The 17403-nt window shown below is 72.6% G+C and carries 13 protein-coding genes and 1 tRNA gene; 4 read left to right on the top strand and 10 right to left on the bottom strand.

Annotated features, from left to right (window positions below; translation table 11 throughout):
• Positions 1-74 precede the first annotated feature (74 nt).
• Positions 75-1127, top strand: coding sequence for a zinc-dependent alcohol dehydrogenase family protein (locus PIJ49_RS04785; protein ID WP_066652958.1), 1053 nt, complete (start codon positions 75-77; stop codon positions 1125-1127).
• 39 nt (positions 1128-1166) lie between these two features.
• On the opposite strand, the gene PIJ49_RS04790 is transcribed toward PIJ49_RS04785, so the two are convergent.
• From PIJ49_RS04790 to mnmA, 10 genes are all read right to left on the bottom strand, one after another.
• On the bottom strand, positions 1167-1673 hold the full coding sequence (locus PIJ49_RS04790) for a hypothetical protein (protein WP_066652955.1): 507 nt from the start codon (positions 1671-1673) through the stop codon (positions 1167-1169).
• 35 nt (positions 1674-1708) lie between these two features.
• Complete coding sequence (locus tag PIJ49_RS04795; protein ID WP_271825978.1) at positions 1709-2455, bottom strand: methyltransferase domain-containing protein; 747 nt, start codon at positions 2453-2455, stop codon at positions 1709-1711.
• Positions 2452-3537 carry a type III polyketide synthase gene (locus tag PIJ49_RS04800; RefSeq protein WP_271825979.1) on the bottom strand — a complete coding sequence of 362 codons (1086 nt, stop codon included), beginning with the start codon at positions 3535-3537 and terminating at the stop codon, positions 2452-2454. Before PIJ49_RS04800 ends, PIJ49_RS04795 begins: the two co-directional genes overlap by 4 nt.
• A gap of 121 nt (positions 3538-3658) precedes the next feature.
• Positions 3659-5164 (bottom strand): Asp-tRNA(Asn)/Glu-tRNA(Gln) amidotransferase subunit GatB, encoded by a 1506-nt coding sequence (gene gatB / locus PIJ49_RS04805; RefSeq protein WP_271825980.1) that lies wholly within the window; start codon positions 5162-5164, stop codon positions 3659-3661.
• The gene (gene gatA / locus PIJ49_RS04810) at positions 5164-6711 is read right to left on the bottom strand and encodes an Asp-tRNA(Asn)/Glu-tRNA(Gln) amidotransferase subunit GatA (RefSeq protein WP_271825981.1); all 1548 of its coding nucleotides are present in this window, start codon (positions 6709-6711) and stop codon (positions 5164-5166) included. Before gatA ends, gatB begins: the two co-directional genes overlap by 1 nt.
• The gene (gene gatC, locus PIJ49_RS04815) at positions 6708-7007 is read right to left on the bottom strand and encodes an Asp-tRNA(Asn)/Glu-tRNA(Gln) amidotransferase subunit GatC (protein ID WP_058728900.1); all 300 of its coding nucleotides are present in this window, start codon (positions 7005-7007) and stop codon (positions 6708-6710) included. Before gatC ends, gatA begins: the two co-directional genes overlap by 4 nt.
• A 163-nt stretch (positions 7008-7170) precedes the next feature.
• Positions 7171-9579 (bottom strand): transglycosylase domain-containing protein, encoded by a 2409-nt coding sequence (locus tag PIJ49_RS04820; protein ID WP_271825982.1) that lies wholly within the window; start codon positions 9577-9579, stop codon positions 7171-7173.
• Between the two features lie 116 nt (positions 9580-9695).
• Positions 9696-11120, bottom strand: coding sequence for an alpha/beta hydrolase (locus tag PIJ49_RS04825; RefSeq protein ID WP_271825983.1), 1425 nt, complete (start codon positions 11118-11120; stop codon positions 9696-9698).
• Positions 11121-11349: 229 nt separating this feature from the next.
• Positions 11350-13740 carry an NAD-dependent DNA ligase LigA gene (ligA, locus tag PIJ49_RS04830; protein ID WP_144411250.1) on the bottom strand — a complete coding sequence of 797 codons (2391 nt, stop codon included), beginning with the start codon at positions 13738-13740 and terminating at the stop codon, positions 11350-11352.
• Between the two features lie 41 nt (positions 13741-13781).
• A complete protein-coding gene (mnmA, locus tag PIJ49_RS04835; protein ID WP_251154733.1) occupies positions 13782-14888 on the bottom strand; it encodes a tRNA 2-thiouridine(34) synthase MnmA in 1107 nt (368 codons plus the stop codon).
• A gap of 53 nt (positions 14889-14941) precedes the next feature.
• Here mnmA and PIJ49_RS04840 point away from each other — a divergent pair, with 53 nt between their 5' ends.
• The 3 genes from PIJ49_RS04840 to PIJ49_RS04850 all read left to right on the top strand — a co-directional run bounded on the left by PIJ49_RS04840 (position 14942) and on the right by PIJ49_RS04850 (position 17309).
• Positions 14942-16303 (top strand): MFS transporter, encoded by a 1362-nt coding sequence (locus tag PIJ49_RS04840; protein WP_271825984.1) that lies wholly within the window; start codon positions 14942-14944, stop codon positions 16301-16303.
• A 66-nt stretch (positions 16304-16369) separates the two neighbouring features.
• Positions 16370-16450 (top strand) — tRNA-Leu (locus PIJ49_RS04845).
• Positions 16451-16568: 118 nt separating this feature from the next.
• Positions 16569-17309, top strand: coding sequence for a DedA family protein (locus PIJ49_RS04850; protein WP_209683580.1), 741 nt, complete (start codon positions 16569-16571; stop codon positions 17307-17309).
• Positions 17310-17403: the final 94 nt, after the last annotated feature.

The following is a 17403-nucleotide window of genomic DNA, read 5'->3' on the forward strand; positions in this document are numbered from 1 at the left end:
GGTCCCGCAACGGCGCCGGCACCCTGGCGCGTCACGGTACGCGCCGCGTCCACCCCCGATCGGAAGGCCACACCGTGCGCGCAACCGTCATCCACGCCCCTCGCGACATCCGCGTCGAGGAGCGCGACACCCCCGTGCTCATCGAGCCCACCGACGCCGTCGTCAAGGTGACCGCGTCCTGCGTCTGCGGATCGGACCTCTGGCCGTACCGCGGCGTCCGCGGGACCGAGCAGGCCCACACCATCGGACACGAGTTCGTGGGCGTCGTCGAGTCCGTCGGCGCCGACGTCACGGGCCTGTCCGCTGGCGACTTCGTCATCGCGCCGTTCACGACGAACGACGGCACCTGCCAGGCGTGCACGCACGGCATGACGAGCGGCTGCGAGCACAGCTCGATCTTCGGCGGCACGACCGACGCGTACGGCCACCCCATCGGCGGCGCCCAGTCGGAGTACGTCCGGGTGCCCGACGCCGCGGCGACGCTCGTGAAGGTCCCGGGCCCGGTGGACGACGACCTCGTGCCGTCGCTCCTCACGCTCTCCGACGTCTTCTCGACGGGACACCACGCCGCCGTGTCGGCCGAGGTCGGCCCGGGGAAGACCGTCGTGGTCGTCGGCGACGGCGCGGTCGGCCTGTCCGCGGTGCTCGCCGCCGCGCGCCTGGGCGCCGAGCGCATCATCGCGATGAGCCGGCACGCGGACCGCCAGGCACTGGCGCGGGAGTTCGGGGCGACCGACGTCGTCGAGACCCGCGGCGAGGAGGGCATCGCCGCCGTGCGCGAACTGCTCGGCGGGGAGCTCGCCGACTGCGCCCTCGAGGCCGTCGGTACGGCGGAGAGCATGGACCAGGCGCTGCGGGTCGTCCGCCCCGGCGGCAACGTCGGCTACGTCGGGGTCCCCGCGGGTGCACCCGAACTGCCGATGCCCTTCCTGTTCGCGAAGAACATCACCGTGGGTGGCGGGATGGCCCCCGCCCGCGCGTACATCGAGGAGCTGCTGCCCGACGTGCTCTCGCGGACGATCGAGCCGGGCCGGGTGTTCGACCTCGAGCTGCCCCTCGACCAGGCCGCCGAGGCGTACGCGGCGATGGACGAGCGGCGCGCGATCAAGGTGCTGCTGCGTCCGTAGCACCGGCCGCGTCGCAGGTCCGGTCCCGCCGCTCGGTGCTCAGTCGCCGGGCGGCGGGACCGTGATCTGCTGGACGTCCGGCGCGAACTCCCGGAGGCACGCCGATGCCACCTCCGTGAACTCCGGCTCGTCCTCACGGTCGAACCGGCCGCTGCCGTGCTGTCCGGGGAAGTCCGGGTAGCCGCGCTCGCGGATGCAGGCGTCCGCGGCCTCGTACTGGCGATCCCACTCCCGCAGCTGCGCCTCGTCCGCACGCGGGATCCCCACTGCCGTCGAGCAGGCTCCCGCTGCCTCCGAGAACGCCGCTTCGTCGGCTCCCGAGGGTACCTTCGACAGACCGGACTCGGCCTGACGGTCGGTGACGTCCTCGACGTCGTAGCCCTTCCCGCGCATGCAGGCGGACCACCGTTCACCGGCCCCGGCGGTCGCGCGATCGTCCGGCGGAGGGGCAGTGCCCGCACACGCCGTCAGTGCGGCCGACGCCGCGATGATCGAGGTCAGCAGGACGGCGTCGCGCGCAGCGCGGCGGAACAGCGAGGGAGTCACGGGTCGAGCGTCCCGCAGCGGCTGTTTCGCGAGCGTTACGCGTCGCGGACCGCGAGCACACGGTGCGGCGCCGCACGCTCGGCCCTCCACCCCGCGGGGAGCGCCTCCTGCAGCTCCGGCACGGTGAACGACCGGCGGATGGAGCGGAGCCCGTCCACCCGGACGAACGTCCCGGCGGACACGAGCGGGGATGCCAGCGCGTACGCGCGGTAGGCCTGCCGCGACCGACGGATGTCCGAGTGGAGGCTCCGACCGGTGGCCAGCTGCTCGGAGTCCGACAGGAAGGCCGCTCGGGCGTCGTCGTCCAGGTGGTGCAGCACGTGGTTCGACACGACGACGTCGAACCGCTCCCCCGCGGCGACGAGGTCCGTGCTCGACGCCTGCCGGAAGGTCACCCCGCGCGCTGTCGATCGTCGGGCTGCAGCGATGGCGCGGTCGTCCGGGTCGACCCCGACGACCTCGAGCGAGAGCCCGTCACTGCCCGCCCACCGCACGAGCGAGCGCGCCAGGTCGCCGCCACCGCAGCCGAGGTCGAGCACCCGCGCACGACCGCTCGGTGGCAGCGCGGGGACGACGTGCGTCCGCCAGACCGCCCGCCACCCGCTGACCAGCGCGTTCACCACGGCGAACCGCCGGAACGTCCGGTCGAGCATTCGCGGGTCGCACCCGGGGTCGTCCATCAGCTCCTGCAGGACCGTGTCCCGCTGTCGGAGGTCGACCGCTCGGGCTCCGGGCTCACGTCCGCCGTCCGTACCGCGCACGGTCCGTGGCCGGTCCGTCACGCCTCGACCGCCGTGAGCCTCGCGCTCTCCACCGTCAGCCCGGGACCGAACGCGACGGCCGCGACCGGCGATCCGGGCGCGATGCCCTGCTCGACGGCGTCGCGGAGCACGAACAGCACCGTCGCGCTCGACATGTTGCCGTGGTCGCGGAGCACGGCACGGCTCGACGCGACCGCGCCGTCGGGCAGCTCGAGGGCGTCCTGCGCCCGGTCCAGGATCGCCCGTCCACCGGGGTGCACCGCCCACACCGGCACGTCGGCGAAGGTCTCGCCCTCGCCGAGCAGCGCGGTGACGGCAGCCGGCACGTGCACACCGACGAGCTTCGGGACGGCCGTGGAGAGCACCATCTCGAAGCCCTCGTCACCGATGTTCCACGCCATCTCGGACGCACCCTCGGGCACCGTCGCCGTCGCGAACCGCTCGATGCGCAGGCCCGGCCCGCCCGCCGCGACGACCGCTGCCGCCGCGCCGTCGCCGAAGACGCTGTTCGCGACGATCTGGTCCGGGTCGTCCGACGCGCGGACGTGCAGGGTGCAGAGTTCCGCGCAGACGACGAGCACGACCGCGTCGGGGTCCGCCTCGGCGAAGGCCGCCGCGATCCGCAGCGCCGGGAAGGCGGCGCAGCACCCCATGAAGCCGATGTGGTGTCGGAACACCCCGGCGGGCAGTCCGAGCTGGTCGACGACGTCGATGTCCGGTCCGGGCTGCGTGAACCCCGTGCACGAGACGGTCACCAGGTGGGTGACGCGGTCCGGTGCCACCCCGGCGCGCTCGACGGCGTCACGGGCCGCCGCGACGAAGAGCGCCGGAGCGAGCTCCCGGTAGCGGTCGTTGCGTGTGCCGGTGGACGGTGAGACCAGCGTGCCGGAGTCCTGTCGGAAGAGGCCGCCGGGCCGCGAGGCGTCGAGCTCCTCGATCACCGTGTGCCGGTGCTCCACGGCGGATGCGTCGAACGCCGCGGGGACGATCCGTGCGCCGAGGCGGCCGAGGCCGGGCTGCCCGGCGAACAGGTCACGCACCGACCCCTGGTCGAGGGTGGTGTCGGGGACGGCGGTCCCGATGGCGCGGATCGTTGCGGTCACGACCCATCCTGTCACCGGGTCGCTGACACGTCCCCAGGTTGGTCCGGTCCGGTCGGTGCCGCGACGGACGGGAGGCACGGTGCCAGCCGGCCCCGTGCCTCCCGTCCGTCGCGGCCGGACGCTACGACTGCTGCGCGCGCTCCAGGACCAGCTCGCGGACGCGGGCCGCGTCGGCCTGTCCCTGCATCGCCTTCATGACCGCGCCGATGATCGCGCCGGCTGCCTGGACCTTGCCGTCCTGGATCTTGGCGAGGACGTCCGGCTGGGCGGCGAGCGCCTGGTCGACCGCTGCGGTGAGGGCCGAGTCGTCGGAGACGACCTTGAGCCCACGGGCCTCGACGACCTGCGCCGGCGACCCCTCGCCCGCGATGACCCCCTCGAGCACCTGGCGCGCCAGACGGTCGGTCAGGTCACCGGACTCGACGAGCGCGATCGTCTCGGCGACGTGCTGCGGCGACACGAGGTCTCCGGCTGCGGCGTCCTGCGCGTTCGCGACGCGGCTGATCTCGCCCGTCCACCACTTGCGCGCGGCCTGCGGGGAGGCACCGGCGGCGACCGTCGCCTCGACCTCGTCGAGCAGCCCGCCGTTGACGACGTCCTGGAACTCGAGGTCGCTGAAGCCCCAGTCCCCCTTGAGACGGCGGCGACGTGCGACGGGCGCCTCGGGCAGGGACGCCCGGAGTTCCTCGATGACCGCGGGGTCCGGCACGACCGGCAGCAGGTCGGGCTCCGGGAAGTAGCGGTAGTCGTCGGCGTCCGACTTCGGGCGGCCGGCCGAGGTGCGACCGGTGTCCTCGTGCCAGTGCCGCGTCTCCTGCGTGATCGTGCTACCCGCGGCGAGGATCGCGGCCTGGCGCTGGATCTCGTAGCGGATGGCGCGCTCGACGGCGCGGAACGAGTTGACGTTCTTCGTCTCGGTGCGGGTGCCGAGCTTCTCCTGGCCCCAGGGGCGCAGCGAGATGTTCGCGTCGCAGCGCAGGTTGCCGCGCTCCATGCGGGCCTCGGAGACGCCGAGCGCGCGGACCAGGTCACGGATGACCTGGACGTACGCGGCGCCGAGCTCGGGAGCACGGTCCTTCGCGCCGAAGATCGGCTTCGTGACGATCTCGACGAGCGGGACGCCGGCGCGGTTGTAGTCGACGAGCGAGTACTCGGCGCCCTGGATGCGACCGGTGGCACCACCGACGTGCGTCAGCTTGCCGGCGTCCTCCTCCATGTGGGCGCGCTCGATCGGCACCTGGAAGATGGTGCCGTCGGCGAGCTCGACCTCGACCTCGCCCTCGAACGCGATCGGCTCGTCGTACTGCGAGATCTGGTAGTTCTTCGGGTTGTCCGGGTAGTAGTAGTTCTTCCGGGCGAACCGCGAGGACTCCGCGATCGAGCAGCCGAGCGCGAGCCCGAGCTGGATCGAGTAGCGCACGGCCTGCTCGTTCACGACCGGCAGCGACCCGGGCAGCCCGAGGTCGACCGGGGTCACGTTCGTGTTGGGCTCGCCACCGAAGAAGTTCGGGGCGTCCGAGAACATCTTGGTCTTCGTCGCGAGTTCGACGTGGACCTCGAAGCCGAGCACGGGCTCGAAGCGCTCGAGCGCCTCGTCGAAGTCCATCAGCGCGTCCTTCTGCGCCATCAGATCACACCTTCCTGCGCAGCGGACTGCTGAGACTGGTCGAGGTCCGGGATGCTGTCGATGAGCGGGCGACCCCACTGCTGCTCGAGCAGACGCTCGAGCGCGGCGCCGTACCGGTAGAGGCGGGCGTCCTCGCGCTGCGGCGCCATGAGCTGCACACCGGTCGGCAGCGAGTCCTCGGGCGCGAGGCCGTTCGGGATGCTCATGCCGGGCACGCCGGCGAGGTTCGCCGGGATCGTCGTGAGGTCGTTGAGGTACATCGACAGCGGGTCGTCGAGGCGCTCCCCCAGCGGGAAGGCGGTCGTCGGCGCCGACGGGCTGATGAGCAGGTCGACCTGGTCGAACGCCGCCGCGAAGTCGCGCTGCACCAGGGTGCGGACCTTCTGCGCGGACCCGTAGTAGGCGTCGTAGTAGCCGGCGCTCAGCGCGTAGGTGCCGAGGATGATGCGGCGCTTGACCTCGGGGCCGAAGCCGGCCTCACGCGTCGCGGCCATGACGTCCTCGACGGTCGCACCGTTCTCGGGCGTGACGCGCAGGCCGAAGCGCACCGAGTCGAACTTCGCGAGGTTCGACGACGCCTCGGCCGGCAGGATCAGGTAGTAGGCGCTGATCGCGTACGCGAACGACGGCGCGGCGATCTCGACGACCTCGGCGCCCGCCTGCTCGAGGATCGCGACCGTCTCCTGGAAGCGCTGCGTGACGCCGGCCTGGAAGCCCTCGCCCCCCGCGAGCTCCTTGACGACGCCGACCTTGAGCCCGCGGAGCGTGTCGGCCTGCAGGCCCTCGCGCGCAGCGGCGGCCATCGACGGCCAGGCGTCAGGGATCGACGTCGAGTCCTTCGGGTCGTGCCCGCCGATGACGTCGTGCAGCAGCGCGGCGTCGAGGACCGTGCGGGACACCGGACCGATCTGGTCGAGCGACGACGCGAGTGCGATCGCGCCGTACCGGCTGACCCCGCCGTAGGTCGGCTTCACACCGACCGTGCCCGTGACGGCACCCGGCTGGCGGATCGAGCCACCGGTGTCGGAGCCGAGGGCGAAGGGGGCCTCGTGCGCGGCGACCGCTGCCGCCGATCCCCCGCCGGAGCCGCCGGGGATCCGGTCGAGGTCCCACGGGTTGCGCGTCGGACCGTACGCCGAGAACTCGGTCGTCGAGCCCATCGCGAACTCGTCCATGTTGGTCTTGCCGAGCGGCACGAGACCGGCGGCGCGGAGCTTCGCGACCGGGGTGGCGTCGTAGGGCGGCCGCCAGCCCTCGAGGATCTTCGACCCCGAGGTGGTCGGCATGTCCTGCGTGCACAGGACGTCCTTGATCGCGATCGGCACACCGGCGAGCGCGCCGAGGTCGTCGCCCGCGGCGCGACGCGAGTCGATCGACCGCGCTGCCGCCAGGGCGTTCTCGTTGACGTGCAGGAACGCGTGCACGTCGCCGTCGACCGCGGCGATCCGGTCGAGGTGGGCCTGCGTGGCCTCGACGCTCGAGACGTCGCGCGCCACCAGGGCGTCGGCGAGGGCGGCCGCGCTGAGGCGGGTCAGGTCGTCGGTCACTGCTCTTCTCCCAGGATTGCCGTCACGCGGAACCGTTCGCCGTCGGAGTCGGGCGCGCCGGAGAGCGCCTGCTCCTGGGTCAGCGTCTGCCCCACCACGTCGGGTCGGGTGACGTTGCCGAGCGGCACCGGGTGGCTCGTCGCCGGGACGTCGTCGGTCGCGACCTCGGCGACCTTGGCGACGCTCTCGACGATGTGCGACAGCTCCCCGGTCAGCTTCTCGATCTCGTCGGGCGTGAGTGCGATACGTGCGAGGTTCGCCAGGTGGGCGACCTGCTCGCTCGTGATGTCAGGCATGGTGCTCCGTCGATCGGTTCGTGGAATGCGCACCAGTCTATTGGCCGCGTCCGGCGGCGGCACCACGGTCACCGCGGCTGTGGAGGACCGGCACGCCAGGCCCGGTGCCGGTCCGGCGGACCGGCACCGGGCCTCCAGACCGTCGCGTGCTCGCCGTCGCCGCCTACCCGTGCGACGGTGGCTGCTGGGTCGCCTCGCCCGTTCCGGTACCCTGCGCGCCGCCGCCGGGGCCCGTCCCGGTCGACGTCGCGCCGTCACCCGCGCCCGGCTGCGAGCCGGCACCCGCCGCCCCGCCCGGTGCGGGCGCGCCCGTCGTCGTGCCGCCGGTCGTGTCCGCGGTGGACGATCCCGGCGCGGCGGGCGCCTGGGCGCTGGTCCCGGGCGTCGCCTGGTCCCCGCCCGTCGCCGCGTCCGAGGCCGAACCGTCGACGGACCGCGGCGTCGAGCCGATCATCGCCGGGTCGGGCTCGGGCAGCGCTCCCCCGCCGTAGCGCTGGTCGAGCCACGACATCATCGAGCGGCCGACGCCGAACTTCGCGCTGTACCCGGTCGTGCCCTGCGGGAAGGACGTGTTCGCGAGACCGACGAGCCCCCTGACGTTGCCGATCCACGTCGCGTTGGTGTACTTCGTGCTCGACGTGACGAGCCAGTTCTGCGTGTCGGCGTCGGTCGTGCCGGTCTTGGCGAACTTCGGGGTGCTGTCACCGGGGTTCGCCGAGGCCGCGGTGCCGCTGCCGGTCAGGACGCCCTGCAGTGCGTGGTCGACCGTCCCGGCGACCTCGGCGGAGACGCCCCGGGTGCAGCTGGACGGCGTGGGCGTGACCGTCGTGCCGTCGGCCTCGCGCACCGAGTCGATGACGGTCGGCGTGCACACGACGCCGCCGTTCGCGAAGCCCGCGTACGCCTCGGCCAGGTCGATCGGCGAGAGCGGGTTCGTGCCGAGCACGGACGCCGGGTTCGACGCCGGGGCCGAGCCGTCCGCCTGGTGGATGCCCATGGCCTGCGCGAGGTCCTTGATCTTGCAGAGGTCGAGCTGCTTCGCCATCGCGCCGAACGCGGTGTTGATCGACTCCGAGGTCGCCGCCTGGACGCTCATGCTCGCCGGGACGGCCTCGGCGTTCGAGACGGGCCAGGGGGACCCGCCGAGTGCCTCGCACGAGTTCGTGAACTCGGACTGCTGGAACAGGTGCTCGCCCGTCGGCACCGACTCCGACAGCGCGTGCCCGGACGCCAGCCACTCGGCCAGGGTGAAGACCTTGTAGGTCGAGCCGGTCTGGAACCCCCCGGAGTTGCCGTAGGCCGTGTCCGCGTTGTAGTCGATGGCCGTCGCACCGGGGCCGGCGTTGTCGCGCTGCGTGTACGTCGTGTTCTGCACCATCGACAGCACGCGTCCGGTGCCGGGCTGGACGGTGACGTTCGTGCCGCCGAGGTCGACACCGGTCATCGTCGCGGGCACGTAGGACGAGAGTGCGGACTGGGCCTGGGCCTGCAGGTCGAGGTCGAGCGACGTGTGGATCTCGAGGCCCTTCGTGTCGAGGGTCTCGATGCGCTCCGCGGCGGTCTTGCCGAACGCCGGGTCCTGCAGCACCTGGTCGCGGACGTAGTCGCAGAAGTACCCCGCGTCGTACGCACTCGCCGCGGCCGAGCAGCCGTTCGCGGTGTCGGTGATCCGCGGCGTGACCGGGGTGGCCTCCGCCTGGTCGAGCTGCGCCTTCGAGATGTCGTGGTGCACGTACATCCGCTGCAGGACGTAGTCGCGCCGCGTCTTCGTCGCCGCGTAGCCGTTCGCCGCGCCGTTGTCCTCGTCGTCCGGCTCGTCGATGCGCAGGTTCGCCGGGTTGTTGAGGATGGCGACGAGCGTCGCGGACTGCGGGAGCGACAGGTCCTTCGCGTGCACGCCGAAGTAGTACTCGGCACCCGCCTCGGCGCCGTAGACGCGGCCGCCGAGCCCGACGAGGTTCAGGTAGCCGGTGAGGATCTGGTCCTTCGTGTACTTCTTGTCGACCGCGATGGCGTAGCGCATCTCCTGCAGCTTGCGTTGCGGTGTCACCCCGGCGGCGTCCTGGTAGCACGCCGCGACCTTGGCCTGGGTGGCGGCCGCGGTCGCGCCGGTGAGCTGCTCGCACTGCTGCACGAGGACGTTCTTCACGTACTGCTGCGTGATGCTCGAACCGCCCTGCACGTCGCCCCCGACGACGGTCGCCGCGACGCCGCGGACGGTCCCGAGCACGTCGATGCCGCCCTCGTCCTCGAAGCGGGGGTCCTCGGTGTCGATCGCCGCGCGCTTGAGCGACTCCGCCATGGCGTCCGAGGCGACGTCGGTCCGGTTCTCGGCGTAGAACGACGCGATCTTGACCTGCTGGCCGTCCTTCGTGGCGTAGACCGAGGACACCTGCTGCGGGGTCTGGATGTCGAGGTAGCTCGGCAGGTCCTCGAAGAACGACACCGCTCCGGACGTCGCCTCGCCCGCCACCGCCACGGCCGGGGTCACCGCGACCGCCACCAGCAGTCCTGCGAGGCCGGACATGGCGAGGAAGGTCGTGAGGGCACCGGACCACCGCATCGCACGCATGGCGGCACGGTACGGGCCCGGACTGGGGTGCTTCTGCCGTGCGGAGGTCGGGGGCTGCGGCGGCGCACAGGATCACCCACAGGGAGGGTCGTGCATCGCCCACGGGGCGGGTCCGCTCAGTCGCGGGGCTGCAGGTCCTGGGGTCGCAGGAGGTACATGTCGGGCACCGGTTGCGCGGTCCCGCCGCCACCCTGACCGCGCCGAGCCTGGTGCCGGACGAGGTCACCGCGACCGACCCCGATGAGGGCGACGTCGTGCAGCGACGCCGTCCCCGGCTTGAGGTAGTCGTTGTGACCCACCGGTCGGCGGAACACGCCCGCGTCCGGTTCGACGGTGTCCGTGGAGAGGTCGAGGAGCGTCGACCCGAACCCCGCCGAACCCGGGTCGGTCCCGAAGTACCCGGAGCCCGCGATCGGGTCGCTGTGCGCGTCGCCGACGTACACCTGGCCAGGACCCACCGCGAGCTCGGAGGCGGTCTGCACCGCACTGCCCGGCGAGCCGAGCACGGTGAGCGAGTCCGCCTGCATGCGGCCGGACGACAGTGCCATCAGCGCCGTCGTCGACCCGTAGGAGTGCGCGACGACGTTCAACCGGGGCCGGTCGTCGCCGCGGACGGCGTCGAGACCGTCGACCACCCGTTCGAGCCGCTCGGCACCGGTGCGGGCGAGTCCGAGCGACAGGATGTTGGACATGTCGGGCGTCCGGTAGCCCATCCACGCGAGCACGGCGGTGCCGCTCGACGCGTGGTCCGCGACGCCTCGGGCGGTCTGCGTCGTGGCGAGCGCCGACACGGTGGTCTGCTCGTCGTACAGGTCGCTCGCGGTGTCGGTGAAGTCGTGCATCTGCCCGGTCACGGTGAAGAACATCCCCGGGACGACCACCGTCACGTCCCGGGCGGTCGCGAGGTCCCCCACCGCGATCGCCGCGCGGCCCGAGCCCCGGGTGTCGAGCACGATCAGGCGCCGGGGGGCCTGGCCCGACTCGCGGTGCAGGGAGTCCCGGACCTGCGCGAGCAACGCGGTGCGGGCGGCGGCACGGTCGGACCCGCCGCCGGAGTCCTGGTCGTCGGAGTCCTGGTCGTCGGTGCCGACCCCGTCGGCGAGGGTGGTCCGGTTGGCGCGGTCACGGACGTCGTACGGCACCCCGTCCAGGTTGCCGACGACCGCGGGGGCGAGGGCGACCAGGCGCTCCTGCGCGGCGGTGCCGAGCGCGTCCCACCACCGTGCGACGGCGGCCGCGGTGGGTGGCCGGTCCTGGGCGGTCGCGAGCACCCGATCGTCCTCGTCGGCGCGTGCCAGGTCGCCGGGACCGACCGCGACGAGTGCGTCGAGGAACGCCGTGCCGCGCGCCCGCGCCAACCGCTCGAGGCCGACGTGACCGCCGGCAGCGGTCGTCGAGGCGCCGGGCGGAGCATCGCGTGCCACGGGGTCCCGGACCCCGGACACCTCCGCGACGGGCGCCTCGGCCACGGCCGGGACGCCCACGCCGGACGCTCCCGGGACGGGCACGGCAGGAGCCTCGACCACTCCCAGCGAGTGCATCGAGGCGGTGAGTAGCAGGGCCGCGGCGATGAGCAGCAATCAGGTCTCCCCGGGAAGGCCGTGTCGTCGACCCCCTCAGCCGACGATTGATGCCCTCTCGAGTGTAAGGAGAATGCGCTCACGAGGGGGTGCGCGGTGCAACTTGCCCCTCGAACTGGGTGCGGATCGTCGACGGTCCCCCGCGGACGACGGCGCGTCGCTCACGGCGAGCCGCGCTCCGCCGTGCTGCTCAGCTCCCTGCGTCCGCGTCGTCGGTCGCCTGGCCGTCGGCGCCGTCGGACGGCTCCGGTCCGTCCGCCCGGTCCGGCTCCAGGGCGCCGGGCCCCTCGGTCACGAGCAGGCGGAACTGCTCCGCGTCGATGATGCGGAGCCCGAGCTGCTCGGCCTTCGTGAGCTTCGACCCGGCACCGGGACCGGCGGCGACGAAGTCCGTCTTCTTGCTGACGCTCGACGCAGCCTTGCCGCCGGCGGCGATGATGGCCTCCTGCGCGCCCTCACGGGTGTACCCCTCGAGCGAGCCCGTCGCGACGACGGTGACCCCGCTGAGGACGCCCCCCTCGACGGCAGCGCCGGGACCGGGGTGGTCCGGCGTGGTGAACTGCACCCCCGCGGCCGTCCAGCGGTCGATGATCTCGCGGTGCCAGTCCACGGCGAACCAGTCGAGCAGGGCGTCCGCGATGATCCCGCCGACCCCGTCGACCGCCGCGAGCTCCTCGCGCGACGCCTCCCGGATGCGGTCGAGCGACCCGAAGTGGTTCGCGAGTGCCCGTGCGGCGACCGGGCCGACGTGCCGGATGCTGAGCCCGACCATGATGCGCCAGAGCGGCTTGGTCTTCGCGGCCTCGATGTTCGCCAGCATCTCGAAGGCGTTCTTCGACGGGTAGCGGCTCGGCTCGCCCGTGTGGTCGGCTCCGCGCGCGTCGGGGTCGAACGGCGGATCGGTCTTCTTGCGGGCACGGCTGAACGGCGTGACGCGCTTCGGCGTGCCGTCGTCGTCGGACTTCTCCATGCCGGTCTCGGCGTCGCGGACGATCACCTCGATGGGGACGATGTCCTCCATCGTCAGGTCGAACAGGCCGGCCTCGGTGACGAGCGGCGGCTGCTCGGGGTGCAGCGGCTGCGTGAGCGCCGCGGCGGCGACCTCGCCCAGGCCCTCGATGTCGAGCGAGCCGCGCGAGGCGATGTGCTCGACCCGGCCACGGACCTGGGCGGGGCAGCTCCGGGCGTTCGGGCAGCGGAGGTCCTTGTCGCCCTCCTTCGCCGGTGCGAGGGGCGTCCCGCACTCCGGGCAGGCGGCGGGCATGACGAACTCGCGCTCGGTGCCGTCGCGCAGCTCGACGACCGGGCCGAGCACCTCGGGGATGACGTCGCCGGCCTTGCGGAGCACGACGGTGTCGCCGATCAGGACGCCCTTCGCCTTCACGACGTCCTGGTTGTGCAGGGTCGCCTGCCGCACCACGGACCCCGCGACCTCGGCCGGCTGCATCACCGCGAAGGGCGTCGCACGTCCGGTCCGCCCGACGCTGACCACGACGTCGAGGAGCTTCGTGTGGACCTCCTCCGGCGGGTACTTGTACGCGATGGCCCAGCGCGGTGCACGGGAGGTCGAGCCGAGTTCCTCGTGCAGGGCCAGGTCGTCGACCTTCACCACGACGCCGTCGATCTGGTGCTCGACCGACGCACGACGCTCGCCGGTCGTCCGCACGAAGCCGATGACCTCGTCCACGGTGTCGAACACCCGGTAGTGCGAACTCGTCGGCAGGCCCCAGGTCTGCAGCAGCTCGTAGACCTCGGACTGGGAGTGCACCTCGGTGTCGCGCTCGAGCTCGCGCACCGGCCACGCGCCGATGCCGTGCACGAGCATGCGGAGGCGTCGCAGGCGGTCGACCATGAGCGCGCGCTTCGCCTCGGACTTGCCCTCCTCCTTCTGGCGGAGCGATCCGGCAGCCGCGTTGCGCGGGTTCGCGAACACCCGCTCCCCCGCCTCGCGCTGCCGGGCGTTCAGCTCGTCGAACTGCGCGACGGGGAAGAAGATCTCGCCGCGGACCTCGACGATGGCCGGGTGTCCCTCGCCGGACAACCGGTCGGGGATCGTGCCCATGGTGCGCACGTTGCCGGTGACGTCCTCGCCCACCACGCCGTCACCACGGGTCGCCGCCGACACGAGGCGACCGTGCTCGTACCGCAGGTTGATCGCGAGCCCGTCGATCTTCAGCTCGGTGAGGAACCGGACCCGTTCGGAGCCGGCGTCGCGCTGCACCTTGTCGGCCCACTCGGTCAGCTCCTCGGGGCTGAACACGTTGTCGAGGCTCAGCATGCGCTCGGCGTGCTCGACCGGCGCGAACTGCACCGTCTGCGCCTGGCCGCCGACGGTCTGGGTCGGGCTGTCCGGGGTGCGCAGGTCCGGGAAGCGCTGCTCGATCGCATCGAGGCGACGGACCATCGCGTCGTAGTCGCCGTCCGACACCGTCGAGCCGTTGCCCTCGTAGTACTGGTCGCGCAGCTCGCCGATGCGCACCCGGAGACGGTCGACCTCCCGCTGGGCCTGCGCGGCGTCGAGGTCGGCCGGGGCCAGCGTCTCGAACGTCGAGTCGGCCGAGTCGGGGGTCGTGTCGCTCATGCCTCAGTTCTACCGTGCACCGCCGACCCCGGGCCGCAGGCTCAGACGGTCGCGGGCACCGCCGAGACGGTGCGGTCGATCGTGCACTGCCCGAGCACCCGGGTGCCGACGTAGACCACCGCAGTCTGACCGGGAGCCACACCGGACAGCGGCTCGTCGACGTCGATCACGAGCTCGCCGTCCGTCACCCGCGCCGTCGCCGGGACCGGATCGGCGTGCGCCCGGATCTGCACGTCGCACGCGAACGGCGTCGACGGGTCGGCCGGAGCGGTCCCGGCCCAGGTGAACCGCGAGCCGGCCATCGACCGGACGTCGAGCGCCTCCTTCGGTCCGACGACGACGGTGTTGTCCTTCGGCCGGATCTCGAGCACGAAGCGCGGCTTGCCGTCCGGTGCCGGGCGTCCGAGGTGCAGTCCGCGGCGCTGCCCGACGGTGTAGCCCGTGGCACCCTCGTGCTCGCCGACCACGGTGCCGTCGCGCTCCACGACCGAGCCCGGCGCGGTCCCCACGCGGTCGGCCAGCCACCCGCGGGTGTCCCCGTCCGGGATGAAGCAGATGTCGTAGGAGTCGGGCTTCTGCGCGACGGTCAGCCCGCGCGCCGCCGCCTCGGCACGGACCTCGTCCTTCGACGGTGTCGCACCGAGCGGGAACATCGCGTGCTCCAGCTGCTCGGCCGTCAGCACGCCGAGCACGTACGACTGGTCCTTCGCCCACGCCGCCGAACGGTGCAGCTCACGGGCGCCGTCCGACCCGGTCACGACCGAGGCGTAGTGGCCGGTGCACACGGCGTCGAAGCCCAGGGCGAGCGCCTTCTCGAGCAGGGCGGCGAACTTGATGCGCTCGTTGCACCGCATGCAGGGGTTCGGGGTGCGGCCGGCCTGGTACTCCGCGACGAAGTCGTCGACGACGTCCTCCTTGAAGCGCGCCGAGAAGTCCCACACGTAGTACGGGATCCCGAGTGCCGAGGCTGCCCGCTGCGCGTCCATCGAGTCCTCGATCGTGCAGCAGCCACGGCTCCCCGTGCGGAGCGTGCCCGGCATCCGGCTCAGCGCCAGGTGCACACCGACCACGTCGTGCCCGGCGTCGACGGCCCGCGCCGCGGCCACCGCCGAGTCGACCCCACCGCTCATCGCCGCAAGTACACGCATGCATCCAGGGTAAGCGCATCCCCCGACGAGTCCAGGCGTACCGTTGCTCGACGATGACCAGCACCACGAACGACGCCTTCGACCGCCGCGGCGTCCTGCTGTCCGGCTTCCTGCCCGCGGCGCTCTTCGCGATCGGCGAGGGAGCGATCATCCCGATCATCCCGATCGCCGCCGACTCCCTCGGCGCGAGCCTCGCGTTCGCCGGGTTCGTCGCCGCGCTCATCCTCGTCGGCGAGCTCATCGGTGACGTGCCCTCCGGCGTCGTGGTCGGGCGGATCGGTGAACGGAACGCGATGATCGGCGCCGCGGTGGTGTCCGTCGTCGGGCTGCTCGTCTGCGTCGTCTCACCGAGCCCCTGGGTGCTCGCCGTCGGGGTGTTCCTGGTCGGTGTCTCGACCGCCGTCTTCGCCCTCGCCCGGCACGCCTACATGACGACCGCGATCCCCCTGCGGATCCGGGCCCGCGCCCTGTCGAGCCTCGGCGGCGTGTTCCGCTTCGGCTACTTCGTCGGGCCCTTCCTCTCGGCCGGCGTCGTCCACCTGACCGGCACGACGCAGAGCGCCTTCTGGATCCACGTGGTGTGCTGCCTCGCGGCGGCGGTCGTGCTCCTCGTCCTGCGCGACCCCGCGACGGGCGCACGCGGTCTGCGGTTGCCGAGCAGGGCCTCCAGGCCGGACACGACGAGCGCGACCGACGGGACGGACGCGACCCGCGGACCGGACGCGGCCGACGCGGCACGGCGCACGGCACCCGCGCGGCACCCCGACGAGCCGCCCACCGACACGGGCGCGCAGTTCGTCGAACGCGAGGCACACGGCCTCTTCCGCACCATCCGCGAGAACCGCGCCGTCCTGGCACGGCTCGGCAGCGGAGCGGCGCTCATCGGCGCGCTCCGCGCCGGACGGCAGGTGATCCTGCCGCTCTGGGCGGTCAGCGTCGGTCTCGACGACGCCTCGGCCGCGCTCGTCATCGGCATCGCCGGCGCCGTCGACTTCGCGCTCTTCTACACGAGCGGGCAGATCATGGACCGCTGGGGTCGACTCGCGAGCGCCCTGCCGTGCATGCTCGGGCTCGCCGTGAGCTACTTCCTGCTCGCCTGGAGCGGGCACCTCGACGCGAGGGTCGGGTGGTTCGTCGGCATCGCGATCGGCATGTCCCTCGCCAACGGTGTCGGCAGCGGCATCCTCATGACGCTCGGTGCGGATCTCGCGCCGCGGGGGAACCCGGCACCGTTCCTCGGCGCGTGGCGCTTCACGGGGGACTTCGGGTCGGCTGCGGCGCCACTGCTGATCTCGGGCGTCACCGCGGTCGCCTCGCTCGCGTTGGCGAGCGGGGTGATGGGGGTGCTCGGCCTGGTCGGTGTGGGGGTGCTGCTGCGGTACGTGCCGCGGTACCTGCCTCGTCGGGTGCGCTGAGCGGACGGCCTGGAGGCGCGGCTCCCGCCCGCCCCGCGTCCACGCCTCGGTAGACTGCCGCTGCTCGCGGGAGTGGTGGAATCGGTAGACACGCAGGATTTAGGTTCCTGTGCCCCTGGCGTGAGGGTTCGAGTCCCTCCTTCCGCACGATGGTCGGCTCGCCGGGTGGAGTCACACCACAGGAGGATGGGGCGGTCACCGCCGGGCGGTACCCTCGTCACGCGGGAGCTTCCCCGTGCCCCGCCCCGACACGACCGGAACAACCATGCACTCCGTCGCACTCGCCCTGATCCCGTGGCTCGACCCGCAGTACATCCTCGACCACTTCGGGGCCATCGCCGTGCTCATCGTCTGCGCCATCGTCTTCGCCGAGACGGGCCTGCTGATCGGCTTCGTCTTCCCCGGCGACAGCCTGCTCGTCATCACGGGGCTCTTCGCCTTCGACCGCGGCGGCCAGATCGGCGGCATCCCCATCTGGGCGGCGGCGCTGATGATCGGCGCGGCGGCGTTCCTGGGCGGTGAGCTCGGGTACTACATCGGCAAGAAGGCCGGGCCCCCGATCTTCGAGCGCAAGGAGAGCGGACTCTTCTCGAAGGAGAACGTCGACCGCACGAACGCGTTCTTCCACCGCTTCGGCCCGCTCGCGGTCATCCTCGCCCGCTTCGTCCCCGTGGTCCGGACCTTCCTGCCGATCGCGGCCGGGGTCGGGCGCATGAACTACAAGAAGTACTCGCTGTACAACGCCGTCGGTGCGGTCGTCTGGGGTGTCGGCGTGACCTTCCTCGGGTACTTCCTCGGGTACATCCCGCCGATCGCGTACGTCGTGCGGAACTACATCGACGTGATCCTCATCCTCGCGGTGCTCGTCACGGTCGTCCCCGCGGGGCTGCACTACTGGCGGACCGCGCGCAAGGCGAAGCACGCCGCCGAGGCCGAGGAGGCAGCGCAGCGCGGTGGCGCCGAGCGGGGTACCGCCGACGGCGCGGGTCGCCCGGCCGAGCAGTAGTCGGCGGGCCGTCGGCGCTCCGGCGGCCTGGCGGCGCTGACCGTCCGCACGGCGCTGCAGCGGCGGCGTCGCACAACCGAAGACACCTCGCGCC

The organism is Curtobacterium uvaldense (assembly GCF_028307415.1).
Lineage (GTDB): Bacteria > Actinomycetota > Actinomycetes > Actinomycetales > Microbacteriaceae > Curtobacterium.